The sequence below is a fragment of the Pseudorhodobacter sp. E13 genome, assembly GCF_003991405.1.
In the GTDB taxonomy this organism is placed as follows: domain Bacteria; phylum Pseudomonadota; class Alphaproteobacteria; order Rhodobacterales; family Rhodobacteraceae; genus Pseudorhodobacter.
In genome coordinates this window covers 527,220-542,545 of the sequence record NZ_RPEN01000159.1, presented here as the reverse complement: position 1 = coordinate 542,545, position 15,326 = coordinate 527,220, and the positions used below count along the sequence as shown (strand labels likewise).

Sequence of the window (15,326 nt, the reverse complement as noted above, 5' to 3'; positions counted from 1 at the left end):
AGGCCCGTTGCGGGGGGCTTATGGCGCGAGGCGGCGCAACTCCTCCGCCCCGATCACGCGGCCTTCAGCGGCCGAGATTTGTGCCGCGATGCCCATCGCAACCGCCCACCAGCCATCCTTCAGCCCAACCTCAGGCGTGCCGCCATGTGCCACCACATCGGCAAAGCCGCGATGCTGGTAAAAGGTTGATCCGTTATGATCGCCCGCCGCCAGCAGCGACGGGTCCACCGGCACTTCCAGCACATGCGGGCCGGCGGGTTGGCGCGGCGATACCACCACTTGCGGCACAGGGGCCGCGCCCAGATGCGCAGGCCAGAACCGCCCCGGACCGGGCACCAGCGCCTCTATCTTGCCCGCAGGCCCCACCGCGCTGATTTCTTCCTGATAGCGAGAGCCTTCGGCGAACATGCACAGTTCCAGCATTGCCCGCATGCCGTTTTCAAAATCGACGATCACATAGGCATTATCCCAGATATCCGGGGCCTCGCCGTTATAGCGTTCGTCCAGATGGTTCACCGCTTGCCCGCCCGATGCCATCACCCGCACCGGATCACAGCCCGCAATCAGGCGCATCAGGTCAAAGAAATGGCAGCATTTTTCCACCAATGTGCCGCCCGAATTGCGGTTAAACCGGTTCCAATCCCCGACCTTTTCCAGAAAAGGAAAGCGGTGTTCGCGGATGGTCAGCATCTTGATGCCACCCGTGGCCGCTTCGGCCTGCGCAATCAGATGGGCGACCGGGGGCATATAGCGGTATTCCATCGCCACCCAGATCGGCGCAGGGTATGCCGCGCGCAAGGTGGCCAGACGCGGTGCATCGGCAGGGTCGGTGAACAGCGGCTTTTCGCACAGCACAGGCAGGGGGCGGATGGCTGCGATTTCCTCCAACTGCGGCAGATGCATGAAATTGGGGCTGGTGATCAGCAGGCAATTCACCGCCTCCACCGCCAGAACCTCGGCGACCGAGCCGACCATGCGGGCCCCCGGTGCAAGCTCTGCCGCGCGCGCCCGCATCCCGGCATCGGGTTCAAAGATCGCCACCACCTCTGCCTGCGGCAGCAAGGCGATGTTGCGCAAATGCTCTTGCCCCATCATGCCGCAGCCGATGATGCCATACCGAACGGTTTTCATTCCAATCCCTCATCTTTGGCGCAGATCGCGCCGGGTCTCATTTCAAACGCGCGACATATTGCGCGATATCGGGGTCATACCATGTCCATGATGCCTCGCAGCGGCGGCCATCCTGCCCCCAACTGACCCGCGTGATCAGCGGCAGCTTCGTGCCTGCGGCATAGGCAAATTCATCCGGGGCCCAGTCCGGGCATCGGCCCAAACCTACGCGATCCTCGGCCCGCGCGATCCATAGCCCCAGCTTTTCGCGGTAATAAAGGTAAAGCGATTCCGACAGGTCGGTTTTTGCGATGCTCTGGGCATAGCTGCCGTCCAGCCAGATTTCCTCGACCGCGGCGATCTTGCCGGAAAGCGAACGCAGGCGGCGGATGCGAAAGCCCTCGGCGCTGTCGCCAAAATCGGGCAAGGCGGGGTCTTTGGTGCAACGCTCCACCGACAGCACGCGCGCGGTGGGCAAGCCGCCCCCCGTCACCAGTTCCAGCCGAAACAGCGCATAGACCGAGGCCGGCGCATTCACCGCGCGGATGTAATTGCCAGACCCCTGCACCCGCACCAACATGCCCTTGGCCGTCAATTCCTTCAGCGCTTGGCGCAAGGTGCCTACTGCGATGCCAAGCTGTGCTGCCATCTCCCGTTCAGGGGGCAGTTTTTCGCCATCAATCAACCGGCCTGCCGCGATGTCACGGATCAGCAATTCGCTGATCTGCAAAAACAGGGGAAGGGAGCCGGGAGAGGGCATGCGCACCACATCTGAAAAAATTGATACAGTATTGATCTACATCAATTCGGGTGCTACGCAAGTGAAAAGCTGAATCTCAGGGAGAGAGAATCAATGACCGTCGTTCCCATCACATCCCCCGATCTGAACGCGGCAGAGGTTAGCTGGTTCGCCGCCCTGTGTTCCGACGATTACCAATTCCTTGGCCAACCCGATGGCGCGCTGCGCTCGTCATGGGCGCATTGTTCAAACATCGTGAAACGCGCCGAAGGGCATGGGTTCCGCAACATCCTGTGCCCGTCCTCCTATCAGGTGGGGCAGGATACGCTGTCTTTCGTGGCGGGTTGCGCGCCGATCACCGACAAGATCAACTTCCTTGCCGCCATCCGCTGCGGCGAGATGCAGCCCGTCATGTTGGCCCGCACCGTGGCCACGCTGGACCATATGCTGAAAGGGCGGCTGACACTGAACGTCATTTCCTCGGATTTCCCGGGCGAGGTGGCCGATAGCAAATTCCGCTACAAGCGCAGCCATGAGGTTGTGGAAATCCTGCGCCAGGCCTGGACGCAGGATCACATCGAATATGATGGCGAGATTTACAAGATCAGCAAGGTTTCCGCCGATCCCGCCCGCCCGTATCAGCAAAACGGTGGGCCGCTGCTGTATTTCGGCGGCTATTCCCCGGATGCGCTGGAACTGTGCGGCGCGCAATGCGACGTTTACCTGATGTGGCCGGAAACCCGCGATACATTGGCCGAACGGATGAAGGCGGTTCATGCCCGCGCGGCAGCCCATGGCCGCACGCTGGATTACGGGCTGCGCGTGCATATGATCGTGCGGGATACGCAAGCCGAGGCCAAGGAATATGCCGAATATATCGCCAGCAAGCTGGATGATGAATATGGCAAACTGATCCGCGACCGCGCGCATGACAGCATTTCGCTGGGCGTGGCACATCAGGCCCGCGCGCGTGAACTGGCCGACCAATTCGGCTATATCGAACCACATATGTGGACAGGCATCGGCCGTGCGCGGTCGGGCTGCGGGGCGGCCCTTGTCGGGTCCACCGATCAGGTTATGTCGGAAATCGAAGCCTATCAGAAGATGGGCATCCGTGCTTTCATCTTCTCGGGCTATCCGCATCTGGATGAATGCGATCACTTTGGCGCCAAGGTCTTGCCGCAGCTTAAAACCTGCTCCTTGCCGCATGCATATGGCCGGGTGCCCAGCAGCACCCCGGCAACACCGCTTGGAATTGGGGAACGGCGCTGATGGAACGAATTTCGCTTGGCAAAATTGAGCTGTCACGGCTGGTCTATGGCATGTGGCGGCTGGGCGATGATGCCGATACCAGCGCGGGCCATGTGCAGGCCAAGATCGAGGCCTGCCTTGCGCAAGGCATCACCAGTTTTGACCAAGCCGACATCTATGGCGGCTATCAGGCCGAGGCGCTTTTGGGGGCCGCATTACGCGCCGCCCCCCAGCTTCGGTCGCGCATGGAGATCGTCACCAAATGCGATATCGTGGCGCCGGTTGGCCGCCATGCGTCGGCGCGGGTGAAACATTACGACACCTCTGCCGCCCATATCAACGCCAGCGTTGAGGCCAGCCTACGCGACATGGCGATCGAACAGATCGACCTGTTGCTGGTGCATCGCCCCGACCCGTTGATGGACCACCATGAAACCGGGGCGGCACTGGATGCGCTGGTGGCCGCTGGCAAGGTGCGCGCGGTGGGGGTTTCCAATTTCCGCCCTTGGGATTTTACGCTGCTGCAATCGGGCATGAAAACGCCGCTGGTCACCAACCAGATCGAACTCAGCCTTGTGGCGCATGACGGCTTTACCAATGGCGATGTCGCCTTCCATCAGGAACGCGGCATTCCCTTGATGGCATGGTCGCCCTTGGCAGGCGGGCGGCTGCTGGCCGAAGCAGGCAAGCCCCTGCGCGACCGCCTGACCGACATCGGTGAAGCCCATGGCACCGATTGGTCTGCCGCCGCTGTCGCTTGGCTTTTGCGTCATCCTGCGCGTATCATCCCGGTTCTGGGCACGAACAGCCTTGCCCGCATTGGCACGATTGCGACCGCGATGGATATTCAGATCGACCGCCAGACGTGGTTCGAACTTTATACCCTTGTCATGGGGCATGAGGTCGCGTGATGGCCGACGGAGGGCAGATGACCGAAACCAGTTTTATCCCCGATGCCAGCCAGTCCCGCGCCTTTCGCGATGCGCTGGGCTGTTTTGCCACCGGGGTGACGATCGTGACCGTGCAATCGGATCACGGGCCCATGGGCTTTACCGCCAACAGCTTTGCCAGCCTGTCGATGGACCCGCCGCTGGTGCTGTGGTCGCCGGCGAAATCTTCGTCACGCTTTGCCCATTATGCAACGGCGCGGCACTATGCCATTCACGTTCTGGCGCAGGATCAGACCGATCTGATCCAACGCTTCATCCGTGGCGGCTTGGGGTTTGAAGGCATGTCCTTTCACCACAATGCCGAAGGGGTGCCGCTGCTTCCGGGCAGTCTGGCCCGGTTTGAATGCGAACAACACGCGACCCATGAGGGAGGCGATCATCTGATCGTTGTGGGCCGTGTGCTGCGCTGCGCCATGAATGAAGGCGCACCATTGGTGTTTACAAAAGGCCAGTATGGCGGGTTTACCGCCAACTGATACGGCTGCGGGGCACAACGCCGCGCAGATATAGGGGGAGGGGCGCGCCATGGGCGCATTGCTGGGTCTGACCAACGGGCTGGGGGTGGTGAATGCCGCCCTGCTGACGCTGGGCCGCCGTCTTGGCGCGGGTATGGTGGGGCTGATGGTCATCATCATTCTGCTTCAGGTGTTCTTCCGCTATGTGCTGGATAATGCCCTTGCCTGGCCCGAGGAAGCCGCCCGCTTTCTGATGCTGTGGATGACGGGCCTGATGGCCCCCACGGCGTTTCGGCGCGGTGGCTTTGTCTCTATCGAAATGCTGACCCGGTTGTTGCCCACGCGGATGGCGGCGCTATTGTCGCTGTTGTTGTTGGGGCTGTCGCTGGTCCTGCTGCTCGTCGGCCTGCAAATCGGCTGGTCCGAGGTGACGGGCCTTGGCGGGCGCTTTACCACCGACAGCCTGCATTTCCCCACCACATGGGATCTGAGCATCTGGGACAAGGTGCCGAAAAGCTGGATGATGCTGTCGCTGGTCGTGGGGCTTGGCCTGCTGATCTCGGTCTGTGCGGAACTGATGCTGCGCAACATCGCCACCCTTGCCGGGCGCGGCGACCGGCTGATCGAGATTCCCCATGCGGTCATGGGAGGGGCGGAATAATGCTGTCCTTTTTCCTGCCGCTGTTTCTGGTGTTCCTGTTGCTGGGCCTGCCGGTGTTCTTCGGCCTGATCGCGGCCCCCGCCATTCTGCTGTGGCTGAACGGGCAGGAACGCGACATCGTCCTGCTGTATCGCAACGTCTATAACGGGATGGACAGCTTTCCGCTGATGGCGATTCCGTTTTTCATGCTGGCGGGCGAGGTGATGAACCGCTCCAACATCACCATGCGCCTTGTCGAATTCAGCCAAGCCATGATGGGCCATCTGCGCGGCGGTCTGGCGCATGTGAACGTGCTGTCGTCGATGCTGTTTGCAGGGCTGTCCGGCTCTGCGGTGGCGGATGTCTCGGCGCTGGGGTCCATGCTGATCCCCGCGATGGAAAAACAAGGCTACACCCGCAGCTTTGCCGCCGCGATCACCGCCGCCTCCTCGATCATCGGGCCGATCATCCCACCTTCGGGCATCATGATCATCTATGCCTATGTGATGGGCGAAAGCGTGGCGGCCCTGTTCCTTGCGGGCATCGTGCCGGGCATCCTGATTGCGGTTGGCCTGATGCTGACAATTCACCTGCTGGCCGATAAATACAACCTGCCGGCCCGCACCACCCGCGCCACATGGGGCGAACGCGGGCAGGCCAGCCTTAACGCCATCTGGCCGCTGCTGACCCCGGTCATCATCCTTGGCGGCATCCTTGGCGGGGTCTTTACCCCCACCGAGGCGGCCGCCGTGGCCGTGGGCTATTCCACCCTGATCGGCTTTTTCGTCATGCGCACCCTGAAACTGCGCGACATGCCCGAGGTGCTGACCAATGCGGGGATGACCTCGGCGGTGGTGCTGCTGCTGGTAGGGGCCGCCATGGCCTTCAAAACCGTGGCCAGCCTTAGCCATACGCCGGAACTTCTGGCCGCGATCATCCTTGGCCTGTCGGATAACCCGCTGGTGCTGCTGTTCCTGATCAACCTGCTGCTGTTCGTGGTTGGCATGTTTCTGGATGCAGGCCCCGCGATCATCATCCTTGGCCCCATCCTTGGCCCGATTTTCACCTCACTTGGCGTGGACTCCGTGCATTTCGCCATTATCATGGCCGTCAACCTGACCGTGGGCCTGCTGACGCCACCCATGGGGCTGGTGCTCTTTGTCACCTCCTCTGTCTCCGGACTCAGGGTGGAAACCATCGCCAAGGCCACGCTGCCCTTCCTCGCCGTTGAGGTGATCGTGATCTTCCTGATCACCTTCATCCCGGCCATCAGCCTTACCGTCCCGCGCTTTTTCGGGTTCATCCACTGACCAACCAAACCACTAGCCAACCAAACCACTAGGGAGAGAAGACCACATGAAAAACACCATCAAAACCCTGATGCTCGCCACGCTTCTGGCAGGCACCACCAGCATGGCCATGGGGCAAGCCGTCACCCTGCGCGCCACCGCAAACTCCAACGAGGCCGATGAGGATTATGACGGTCTGGTCGTCTTCAAGAACTATGTCGAAAACGCATCGAACGGTGAAATCGCGGTGGAACTGTTCATCGGCACCCAGCTTTGCGCCAAGGGCGATGAATGCCTTGCAGGCGTGGCCGATGGCTCGATTGATATCTATATCTCCACTTCGGGCGGTGCGGCGGGCCTGTTCCCCTATATTCAGGTGCTGGATCTGCCCTACCTGATGTCGGATGACCGCGTGGCCGAAACCGTGCTGACCAGCACCGATTTCACCTCGAAACTGCGCGATATGGTGATGGCAGACTCGGGCGATAAAATCCGTCTGATGACCATCGGCAACACCGGCGGCTGGCGCAACTATGCCAACACCAAAAAGCGCGTGCAGGGCCCCGGCGACCTTGCTGGTCTGAAAATGCGGACCGTCCCGGCTGACCTGCCGCAGGAATCCGCCCGCGCTGTCGGCGCATCCCCCACGCCCATCGCATGGCCAGAGCTGTTCACCTCGCTGCAAACCGGCGTTGTGGAAGGCACCGCGAATGGCATCACCGACATCATGAACATGAAGTTCCCCGATGCCGGCCTGAAATACCTGACGCTGGATGGCCACTCCTATATGGGGGCGTTCTGGTGGATGGGCCAGGACCGTTTCGCCAGCCTGACGGACGCGCAAAAGCAGGTTGTGGTGGATGGTTTTGCCGCCTTGCAGCAGGCCACCTTCGCCAGCCCGAAGCGCAAGGAAATCCAAGCCTACGCCGATTTCAAAGCCGCCGGGGGTGATATCTATGTGCCCACCGCCGACGAAAAAGCTGCCTTCAAGGCCGCTGCCGCACCGGTGTTCGAATGGTTCAAATCCAGCGTAAAAGGCGGCCCCGAAGTGCTGGACGCCTTCACCGCTGCTGTTGACCAAGCCCAAGGCGTGGTTGACGCCGAACGCGCGATGGAACTGAAGTAATCATCGCTTGAAATTGGAAACGGCGCAGGGGCAACCCCGCGCCGTTTTTGTTTGGGGGGGAAGGTCAGCTTGGATATCAAAGCGAAAGTAACTACCTAAACTCTACTTCGAGCAATTTATTCCAAAGAGATGAAAACGACTTGGTAAATTCAATGTTGTATTGCAATCTGGAAAAGCAAAAGCTTTGATTATGGTAGGAAATAAATGAAGTCATATTCTGTATTGGCGCTATTCATTATCATTGTTGCGTCAGGCTCTGGGGTCGCAAAGGCGAAAGATGGCGGGAATGCGTGTCATGCCATCAAAGTCGAAAAGGAACGACTGGACTGCTACGATAAACAAACAGAATACGAGGCTCCAGAAAAGGAAGAGGTCAGCGAAGTATCTGCGGCCACCGGGCAACAATGGAGAAAGTCAGAAGAAAGCAGTAGCCTTGATGGCCGCACGGATGTTTGGCTTTCGGTCGACAGCAAAAACTCCCAACCAAACCAGATTGGTAACCCAGAGAAGTCCACTCTTTGGGTGCGCTGCATGAACAATAGCACAAACTTGTTCATCACCTTCAACAACTATACTCCAGACAATCAAAACGTCCGCTACAAGCTCGATGATAGCCCCGTCAGAAAAGTCTGGATGGTCCACATGCAAGGCGGTGAAGGCATCGGCATCTGGTCAGGAAACTCAGCAATCCCCTTCATAAAGAAGATGTTTGACGCCGAAGATATGGTGGTGGCTTATGAAAGCTATAGTAACTCGAACCTCGAGTTTTCGTTTGATATTTCCGGCTTACGCGCACGGATTGATTCTCTTGCAGAAAGTTGCAAATGGAAACCCTAAAAGGTTCAAACGAGTTCACGCGGGTTTTTTAGGCTTCCGGACCGTCCGCAAAGCAGCCTTCTGAGTATCTCGTAACACCGCCAAAAAAATCGCGCGTCTAAGGCATTTCTTCTAATGAAATACCCTCTGCCTCGCCTGCTGTATTGCCCGCTCTTTACATCGCATCCGTGGGTTAACAGCCGGTTAAAAAAATTCTCAATATCACTATGTTACAATATCTTACCGACCATTCCGCGCGGGATTCCTATAGGAAGAATCGCACGATAATCGGCGCGATGATGGCCGTCAAAACCGCATTCAGCCCCATGCCGATGCCTGCAAAGGCCCCCGCCGTCTCATTCACCTGAAACGCTCGCGCCGTGCCGATCCCGTGCGAGGCGACGCCCACCGCGAACCCCCGTGCCTGCCAGTTCTTCACCCGCAACAGGTTCAGCAAAGGTGTCGCCATCACCGCCCCCATAATGCCTGTCAAAATCACCAGCACGGCGGTCAGCGTGGGGCTGCCCCCAATCGCCTCGGATACGCCCAAGGCCACCGGGGCCGTCACCGATTTCGGGGCCAGCGACAGCAAAACCTCACCCCGCACCCCCAGCGCATAGGCCACCCCCAACGCCGAGGCAATCGCCGTCACAGACCCTGCCAGCAGCGCCCCGATCATCGGCAGCGCCGAGGCTTTGATCTTGCCAAGGTTCGCATAAAGCGGGGCCGCCAGCGCCACCGTGGCCGGACCCAGCATGAAATGAACGAATTTCGCGCCCTCAAAATAGGTCGTGTAAGGCACGCTTGCCGCCCATAACAAAGCCGCCAGCAACACCACCGCGATCAGCACCGGGTTCACATAGGGCCGCTTGTTCACCGCCTTGAACAGCGCATCCCCGATCGCATAGGCAACCAAAGTCGCCGTCAGCCACAGCAGCGGTTCTTGCGCCAGATAGGTCCAGATCTCGGGCAGGCTGTTCATTCCTTCGCCCCGATCAGCCGCGAAAGGCCCACGAAAACCAGCGCGCCGACCGCGATGGACAGCGCCGTGCTGACCAGCAGGGCCAGCAAGATCGGCCCCCCATCCGCGCCAAGCTTGTCCAGATGCGCCACGATCCCCACCCCGGCGGGCACGAACAGCAGCGACAGATGCGACAGCAATCCTTGCGCCGTGGGTTGGATTGCCGCCGCCGCACGCGGGGCCGCGATAAAAAAGCCCAGCAGCAGCACCATCCCGATTACCGGGCCGGGCACCACCAGCCCCAAGCCGCGCGACAGGGTTTCCCCGGCCAGTTGAAAGGCCAGCAGCGTGGCCAGATGCAGGATCATGTAAGCCTCCCAATCACGGGGCAGCTTGCCCCGCCATAGGGTTAGTCTGCCGCCACGGTGAATGGCAACGCTTTTGCGGCGGCGCGATACCATTTGCGGAGGGCCGCGCGCTCTGCCTCCTCCATATAGGTGACATTCGCGGGCGGCATCGCATGGGTGACGCCCGCCTGAATATAGATCAACTCGGCGTTCTTCGCGATATCGGCCGGGGTTTCCAGAAAGATGTGTTTCGGCGCGCGGTGGATGCCCTCATACCCCGGTTCGCGGGCGTGGCACATCGCGCAACGGCCCGGCACGATGCTGGCGGCATCCTCAAACCCTGCGGCGCTGGCAAAGACCTGCTCGCGCGGGGTCAGGGCGCGGGCCTCCGACTCCTCATAGCTGTCTTGCATCAAGGGGGCGGTGGACAGGGCCATAATCAGGATGAACAGCACAACCGAAACAAGCCATGTCCATGTCGGGTTGCCTTTGCCCGCATGCAGCGAGTTGAAATAATGCCGGATGGTAACGCCCATGAGAAACACCAGCGCCGCGATCAGCCAGTTGTATTCGGTCGCGAAAGCCAGCGGGTAGTGATTGGCCAGCATCAGGAAAATCACAGGCAGCGTCAGGTAATTGTTATGGGTCGAGCGCAGCTTGGCGATCCGGCCATATTTGGCATCCGGTGTGCGGCCCTCTTGCAGGTCTTTCACCACGATCCGCTGGTTTGGCATGATGATGAAAAACACATTCGCCGTCATGATCGTGGCGGTAAAGGCACCCAGATGCAGCAAGGCGGCACGACCCGTGAAAATCTGGTTATAGCCCCAAGCCATCAGAACAAGCAGCACGAACAACAGCACCATCAGCAAGGTCGGGCGATGGCCGAGGCTGGATTTGCACAGGAAATCATAGATCAGCCAACCCAAAGTCAGCGAGGCGGCGGAAATCACGATGCCCTGAAACACCGACAGATCGGCCTTTTGCGCGTCGATCAGGTAAAGCTCTGCCCCCGCCCAATAGACGATCATCAACAGGGCCGCGCCGGACAACCACGTCGTATAGCTTTGCCATTTATGCCAGATCAGGTGGTCAGGCATGTTCGCGGGCGCGACTAGATATTTCTGGATATGATAAAACCCACCCCCATGAACCTGCCATTCTTCACCATAGGCGCCTTCGGGCATGTTGGAGGCCTTGCGCAGCCCCAGATCCAACGCGATGAAATAGAACGAGGCCCCGATCCACGCCATCGCGGTGATCACATGCAGCCACCGCACAGCAAAAGCCAGCCATTCCCAGATTATCGCCAGCTCATACATGCAGCACCTCTTGTTTTGTCGCCCTCTGCGAGCCTAGCTGAAACCGGATTAGATGGAATTGCAAAAAGGCTTCTAGCTGTTTCAAATTACCGCTAACAATAGCGCATGGCCTATCTTGATAACATTCGCACCTTTGTCCGGGTTTACGAGCTGGGGAACATGTCCTCGGCGGCGCGGGATATGCGGATTTCGGCGGCAGTGGCCTCGGCCCGGATTTCCCAGCTAGAGGAACATCTGGGCGTGCGGCTGTTTCAGCGCACCACGCGGATGCTGAACCCGACCGAGCAGGGCAACATCTTTTATCCCGGCGCGCGGAAAATTCTGGACGCGGTAGAGGAAGCCGAAGCCGAGGTGAACGCGGTGACGCTGGTGCCACGCGGGATATTGCATGTGGCGGCCCCCTTGGGCGTGGGGCGGCGGCTGATTGCACCGCAAACGGCAGCGTTTCGGGCGGAATATCCGCTGATAAAAATTCGCCTGCGCCTGTCCGATCGCAAGATCGACCTCGCGATGGAAGGGTTGGACGTGGCCTTTTTTCTGGGCATCCCGGAAGATTCCAGCCTGCGTATCCGCAAGATCGCGGATTGCCAGCGCGTGCTATGTGCCGCACCCGGTTATCTGGCCGAACGCGGTGTGCCCGACAGTATCGAGGCGCTGCGCAGCAAGCATGACTGCCTGAACCTGCGATTCCCCGGCGCGCCAGAGTTTCAATGGCCCTTGCAAACCAAAGACGGGGTAAAGCGGATTGAAGTTTCTGGGCCGTTTGAATGCGACGATGGTGATATTCTGACCGATTGGGCCTTGCAGGGGCATGGGATCATCATGAAACCGTTGTTTGAGGTGCAAGAGCATATCGCCGCAGGGCGGCTTGTGCCGGTGTTGCCGCATCAACCGCCTGTGCCCATTCAGATGGCGTGCCTGTATTCGCATCGCCGCAAGCAAGACCCGAAAGCGCGGCTGTTCATAGATTTCATGGTGGCGCGGATGGCCCGGACGTTGGAAGAAACCATCCTGCCCGCATAAGCGGCTTTCGGTGGCCGCACCCTTGCCCAGCCTATGCCGGGCGACTATCAGGTTGGGCACAGCACAGGCAAAGAGGCGGATATGACGGATAAACCGGAAAAGCAGAAAAAGGCCTCTCGGCAGCAAGTCTATACTCTGGTCATCGAAGTGGGCCGCAGCCCCGGTGACGGGCTGCCCGCGAAATCGACGGGGGCGGCGCTGATGGTCTATGCCAGCGGGGTGGATGAGGCGGAAGCGGTGCGCGAAACCGTGGCCATCCTCAAGCAAGCCGATATGTCGCCTTTGGATGTGTCGGGCTATGGCACGCTGGAAGAACGGCTGGAGGCGGGCGATGAGATTGACGAGGAAGAGCGCGGGTTGATGGACCGCGCCTTGTCGGAAAACTCGGTGATCGTCGCGCAGATGACACCGCTTTTCGACTGACCTTGTGACGCTGTGCCACTTGCGCGAGGAGCGCCCGTGAGGGAGTGACGAGCGGCTCATCCGCCCTGATGGGCGTCTTCGCTGACTGATGGGTGTGTCCAATTATGCGGCGATATTCTGCCCCAAAAGCTGCGCTTCATAGGCTTTGACCTCGGGCCGGGCGGTCGGCAGGGCGCAATCTCCTTGTGCCAGTTCGGGGAACAGCGCCAACACCTCGGCCCGCTTTTCGGCCTCCATCCCGTTCAGCACTTGCGTGCCGGGGTGGAAGCTTTCGGTTTCCAACCCGTTGGACCACAGGATTTCATGCCGGTCGCAGAGGATATGGAAATACTCCACCGGCGCGCCTGACGTTTCCAGCCGGATGCTGTGGCCGTTGATCAGATGCTTGGCGCGGACCAGCACTTCCGCAGCGCCGCAGGTCATCTGGGCCGACGCCCCGCGCATCAATACGCAATGCTGCTGTGACAGCACCAGCCGGTCATGCGCGCCAAGGCTTCCGGCCTCGAACACCACCGGGGCAAAGGGGCCGATGCCTGCCACCTTGCGCGCGCCAATCCAGCGGATCGGTTGCAACCCATGGTCGCGGGTGATCACGCGGTCGCCCACCGCCAGATCCTCGACCGCGATATCGCCGCGCGCGGTGCGGATACGGGTGCTACGCGTAAAGCATGGCACGGTGTTGACGGTGACAAAGGCGACATCGGTATTCCCGTCCGCATCCGCGACGGTATAGGTGAAGGTGTTGCTGTCAAAGCTGCCATCCGACAGCACGGTGATGGTGCCATCGCCGTTGACGGTGATCTGCTCTCCCGTGGCCAGCGTCACGACGCTGCCCGCAACCACCGGCTGCCCGTTGATCTGGGTGATCGTCAGCGTCGACCCGGTCGAGGAGGTGTCATTCGCCAGAAGGTCATAGGTGACAGGATCATTCTTGCCGATGTCAAATTCATCATCCCCGGCGATCAGTGCCACCTGAATACTGTCGCCCGCGATCAACAGGTTGCTGTCATAGATGCGGTCGCCACCATCGGCGATGGCAATCTTGATGGTATTCGTCGCACCAGCGATCACCGGCGCTTTCAGCGTCAGCGTGACGGTGAAGCCGTCCATCTCGGTGTTGAAGGGCGAGGTGGCTGCGGGGTTGTTCACAAACAGGTTGGAATTCGACGTGGTATTGATGTTGTTGATCGTGATGTCGCCGGTGCCGACCGTCAGTTCGGCCTGCACCCCATTGACCCAGATCGCGGTCGCATCGTTGAAGCCTGAATTCACATATTCCAGATACTCCTCCGAGGAAAAGGTGATCTGCATGGTCAGCACATTGCCATCGGGCACAAAGCTTGCCGTGAAAATGGCAGCGTCAAAGGTGTTCACACCTGCAATCGCGCTGAGCTGCGCATCGCCCGCACGGCCCAGATTGCCCGAGGTGTTCGCGGCCTGATTGGCCTGACCCGTGCTATTGGTGAAATCCGTCGCCCGCCCGGTGGACAAGATGACCCCGCTATCCGAAGGCACCACCCCCGGCGCGGTGGCAAGCCCGCCGGAATAGATACCCGAGGCCGCAGCGGCACCGGAATAATTGGCCGACAGGATCGTCACACCCGCGCCAAACATGGCATTCGCCATGTCCAAGGCAGAGGCGGACGTATCAATCGCAAGTTCAGCAGCAGCAACCATATCAACACCCCCCGATGTTGGCGTTCTGTCAGGCAAAACCTGCCCGACATTGGAACAGGAACTTTAGATAGATGCGCTGTTGCATAAATTTAAGGGGAATACGGCCAGTCATTCCCCCCTCGCCAAAGGGCGTTAGAGCGTTTCGCGATAAAGCTGACTCATCAAACGCTAAACCCGTTAGGCCACTGACCGCCCGCCGGTGCGGCCCAGCATGTCCAGCAGGGGAATGGTTTCATAGCCCTGAATGACCGTATGGGGGGCGAAGGTCTGGGCGGTGCTGCGCCCGTTGGTATGCGTCAGCAAGCGGCAATCCTCGGCCTGAATCAACCGGGGCACGCCAATATCCAGCGCCACACAAGAGGTCAGGGCGCGGCGCAGGTCCATCAAGGCCGCGCGCCCATCGGTCAGGTTTCGCGCCTCGGTCAGAACAGTATCTTCGCCGAACAGATATTCCACCTCATCGCCGGAAATTGCGACAAGCTGGTCGGCCGAGACAAGGATATCCGACTCCGCCCCGAAATAGGGCGCGCGCAGAACCACTGGGCTGAACGACCCCCGGCTGGGCAAATCCATCAGCGTGCGTGACAAAAGGACAGCATAGTCACCATCTTCGGTCAGCAGCATGTCACCGGGGCGCAGCTTGCCTGCGGGGCAGGGGCCATAAGGCGTATCAATCGGGGTTTGCAGGCCGACCCACGGCGCGCGGTCCGGCAGGGTCGCCCCATCCATGACACCAAACCACAGCACGGATCGGTGGCGGCGGGTTTCGTGGGTGCCGTCACAAATGCTCAGGATGTCTTCCATCAGCATCGGCATGCAATCGCGCCCGCGGGTTCGGCGGCCCTCGCCTTGGCCGGGCTGTTCCAGCGACAGCGTCCAGCTTTTCGCAGGCCCGTTCCAGCCAAAGGAAATGCGGGCAACGCCGTTGCTAGACAGCCCAAGCGGCCCCGGCAAGACATGGCGCAGCAAGCGGTCCGCCTGACGGTGCAGGATCACGACGCCCGCTTGCTCATCGACAAACACCGACAAGGCGCGGGGCCAGTCGGTATCGGTCTTGTAGTCGATCAGAATTGCAGCCCCTTCCAGCGGCAATTCAAACTCCAGCACAAGGGTCGCTTTTGCCAACAAAGGCAGGCCCACCGCTGCTTCCAGCGGGGTCGCTCTGTCGGAAAGGGCGAGCCATTGTGCCATGCGCGC

Annotated in this window: 16 protein-coding genes; 9 read left to right on the top strand and 7 right to left on the bottom strand. The window is 60.1% G+C overall.

The genetic code is table 11. The annotated features are described in order from the left end of the window. Nucleotides 1–18 precede the first annotated feature (18 nt). Together EGN72_RS18715 and EGN72_RS18710 are read right to left on the bottom strand one after the other, a co-directional pair. Nucleotides 19–1,131, bottom strand: coding sequence for a Gfo/Idh/MocA family protein (locus tag EGN72_RS18715; protein WP_127050386.1), 1,113 nt, complete (start codon nt 1,129–1,131; stop codon nt 19–21). 37 nt (nt 1,132–1,168) lie between these two features. Beyond that, a complete protein-coding gene (locus EGN72_RS18710; protein WP_127050384.1) occupies nt 1,169–1,870 on the bottom strand; it encodes a GntR family transcriptional regulator in 702 nt (233 codons plus the stop codon). Between the two features lie 93 nt (nt 1,871–1,963). On the opposite strand from EGN72_RS18710, the gene EGN72_RS18705 reads away from it, so the two are divergent. From EGN72_RS18705 to EGN72_RS18675, 7 genes are all read left to right on the top strand, one after another. After that, nucleotides 1,964–3,121 carry an LLM class flavin-dependent oxidoreductase gene (locus EGN72_RS18705; protein WP_127050382.1) on the top strand — a complete coding sequence of 386 codons (1,158 nt, stop codon included), beginning with the start codon at nt 1,964–1,966 and terminating at the stop codon, nt 3,119–3,121. Next, the gene (locus tag EGN72_RS18700) at nt 3,121–4,011 is read left to right on the top strand and encodes an aldo/keto reductase family oxidoreductase (protein WP_127050381.1); all 891 of its coding nucleotides are present in this window, start codon (nt 3,121–3,123) and stop codon (nt 4,009–4,011) included. Before EGN72_RS18705 ends, EGN72_RS18700 begins: the two co-directional genes overlap by 1 nt. After that, nucleotides 4,011–4,526, top strand: a complete 516-nt coding sequence (locus EGN72_RS18695; RefSeq protein WP_370323336.1) for a flavin reductase family protein — start codon at nt 4,011–4,013, stop codon at nt 4,524–4,526. Before EGN72_RS18700 ends, EGN72_RS18695 begins: the two co-directional genes overlap by 1 nt. Before the next feature lie 49 nt (nt 4,527–4,575). After that, complete coding sequence (locus tag EGN72_RS18690) at nt 4,576–5,166, top strand: TRAP transporter small permease (RefSeq protein WP_127050377.1); 591 nt, start codon at nt 4,576–4,578, stop codon at nt 5,164–5,166. Further along, nucleotides 5,166–6,455, top strand: coding sequence for a TRAP transporter large permease (locus EGN72_RS18685; RefSeq protein WP_127050375.1), 1,290 nt, complete (start codon nt 5,166–5,168; stop codon nt 6,453–6,455). Before EGN72_RS18690 ends, EGN72_RS18685 begins: the two co-directional genes overlap by 1 nt. A gap of 46 nt (nt 6,456–6,501) precedes the next feature. After that, complete coding sequence (gene dctP, locus EGN72_RS18680; protein WP_127050373.1) at nt 6,502–7,560, top strand: TRAP transporter substrate-binding protein DctP; 1,059 nt, start codon at nt 6,502–6,504, stop codon at nt 7,558–7,560. Nucleotides 7,561–7,764: 204 nt separating this feature from the next. Next, a complete protein-coding gene (locus EGN72_RS18675; protein WP_127050371.1) occupies nt 7,765–8,397 on the top strand; it encodes a type VI secretion system-associated protein TagO in 633 nt (210 codons plus the stop codon). A 244-nt stretch (nt 8,398–8,641) separates the two neighbouring features. On the opposite strand, the gene EGN72_RS18670 is transcribed toward EGN72_RS18675, so the two are convergent. The 3 genes from EGN72_RS18670 to EGN72_RS18660 are packed head-to-tail and all read right to left on the bottom strand — an operon-like array spanning nt 8,642 to nt 11,006. Further along, nucleotides 8,642–9,358, bottom strand: coding sequence for an LrgB family protein (locus EGN72_RS18670; RefSeq protein WP_127050369.1), 717 nt, complete (start codon nt 9,356–9,358; stop codon nt 8,642–8,644). Beyond that, complete coding sequence (locus tag EGN72_RS18665) at nt 9,355–9,705, bottom strand: CidA/LrgA family protein (RefSeq protein WP_127050367.1); 351 nt, start codon at nt 9,703–9,705, stop codon at nt 9,355–9,357. The genes EGN72_RS18670 and EGN72_RS18665 overlap by 4 nt, the downstream gene beginning before the upstream one ends. Nucleotides 9,706–9,746: 41 nt before the next feature. Further along, nucleotides 9,747–11,006, bottom strand: a complete 1,260-nt coding sequence (locus EGN72_RS18660) for a urate hydroxylase PuuD (RefSeq protein ID WP_127050365.1) — start codon at nt 11,004–11,006, stop codon at nt 9,747–9,749. A gap of 105 nt (nt 11,007–11,111) precedes the next feature. Between EGN72_RS18660 and EGN72_RS18655 the strand changes: the two genes are divergently transcribed. Further along, nucleotides 11,112–12,029, top strand: a complete 918-nt coding sequence (locus EGN72_RS18655; protein ID WP_127050362.1) for a LysR family transcriptional regulator — start codon at nt 11,112–11,114, stop codon at nt 12,027–12,029. 81 nt (nt 12,030–12,110) lie between these two features. After that, on the top strand, nt 12,111–12,452 hold the full coding sequence (locus EGN72_RS18650; RefSeq protein ID WP_127050360.1) for a hypothetical protein: 342 nt from the start codon (nt 12,111–12,113) through the stop codon (nt 12,450–12,452). Between the two features lie 102 nt (nt 12,453–12,554). Here EGN72_RS18650 and EGN72_RS18645 read toward each other — a convergent pair whose 3' ends face one another. Together EGN72_RS18645 and EGN72_RS18640 are read right to left on the bottom strand one after the other, a co-directional pair. After that, nucleotides 12,555–14,129, bottom strand: a complete 1,575-nt coding sequence (locus EGN72_RS18645) for a choice-of-anchor L domain-containing protein (RefSeq protein WP_127050358.1) — start codon at nt 14,127–14,129, stop codon at nt 12,555–12,557. Between the two features lie 177 nt (nt 14,130–14,306). Further along, the gene (locus EGN72_RS18640; protein WP_127050356.1) at nt 14,307–15,320 is read right to left on the bottom strand and encodes a Hint domain-containing protein; all 1,014 of its coding nucleotides are present in this window, start codon (nt 15,318–15,320) and stop codon (nt 14,307–14,309) included. Nucleotides 15,321–15,326: the final 6 nt, after the last annotated feature.

Bases quoted from the DNA above. Each gene is read 5' to 3' on its own strand.
- EGN72_RS18705 (WP_127050382.1), top strand. From the start codon at position 1,964: ATGACCGTCGTTCCCATCACATCCCCCGATCTGAACGCGGCAGAGGTT.
- EGN72_RS18670 (WP_127050369.1), bottom strand. From the start codon at position 9,358: ATGAACAGCCTGCCCGAGATCTGGACCTATCTGGCGCAAGAACCGCTG.
- EGN72_RS18685 (WP_127050375.1), top strand. From the start codon at position 5,166: ATGCTGTCCTTTTTCCTGCCGCTGTTTCTGGTGTTCCTGTTGCTGGGC.
- EGN72_RS18640 (WP_127050356.1), bottom strand. From the start codon at position 15,320: ATGGCACAATGGCTCGCCCTTTCCGACAGAGCGACCCCGCTGGAAGCA.
- EGN72_RS18715 (WP_127050386.1), bottom strand. From the start codon at position 1,131: ATGAAAACCGTTCGGTATGGCATCATCGGCTGCGGCATGATGGGGCAA.
- dctP (WP_127050373.1), top strand. From the start codon at position 6,502: ATGAAAAACACCATCAAAACCCTGATGCTCGCCACGCTTCTGGCAGGC.
- EGN72_RS18675 (WP_127050371.1), top strand. From the start codon at position 7,765: ATGAAGTCATATTCTGTATTGGCGCTATTCATTATCATTGTTGCGTCA.
- EGN72_RS18665 (WP_127050367.1), bottom strand. From the start codon at position 9,705: ATGATCCTGCATCTGGCCACGCTGCTGGCCTTTCAACTGGCCGGGGAA.
- EGN72_RS18660 (WP_127050365.1), bottom strand. From the start codon at position 11,006: ATGTATGAGCTGGCGATAATCTGGGAATGGCTGGCTTTTGCTGTGCGG.
- EGN72_RS18645 (WP_127050358.1), bottom strand. From the start codon at position 14,129: ATGGTTGCTGCTGCTGAACTTGCGATTGATACGTCCGCCTCTGCCTTG.
- EGN72_RS18695 (WP_370323336.1), top strand. From the start codon at position 4,011: ATGGCCGACGGAGGGCAGATGACCGAAACCAGTTTTATCCCCGATGCC.
- EGN72_RS18690 (WP_127050377.1), top strand. From the start codon at position 4,576: ATGGGCGCATTGCTGGGTCTGACCAACGGGCTGGGGGTGGTGAATGCC.
- EGN72_RS18650 (WP_127050360.1), top strand. From the start codon at position 12,111: ATGACGGATAAACCGGAAAAGCAGAAAAAGGCCTCTCGGCAGCAAGTC.
- EGN72_RS18710 (WP_127050384.1), bottom strand. From the start codon at position 1,870: ATGCCCTCTCCCGGCTCCCTTCCCCTGTTTTTGCAGATCAGCGAATTG.
- EGN72_RS18655 (WP_127050362.1), top strand. From the start codon at position 11,112: ATGGCCTATCTTGATAACATTCGCACCTTTGTCCGGGTTTACGAGCTG.
- EGN72_RS18700 (WP_127050381.1), top strand. From the start codon at position 3,121: ATGGAACGAATTTCGCTTGGCAAAATTGAGCTGTCACGGCTGGTCTAT.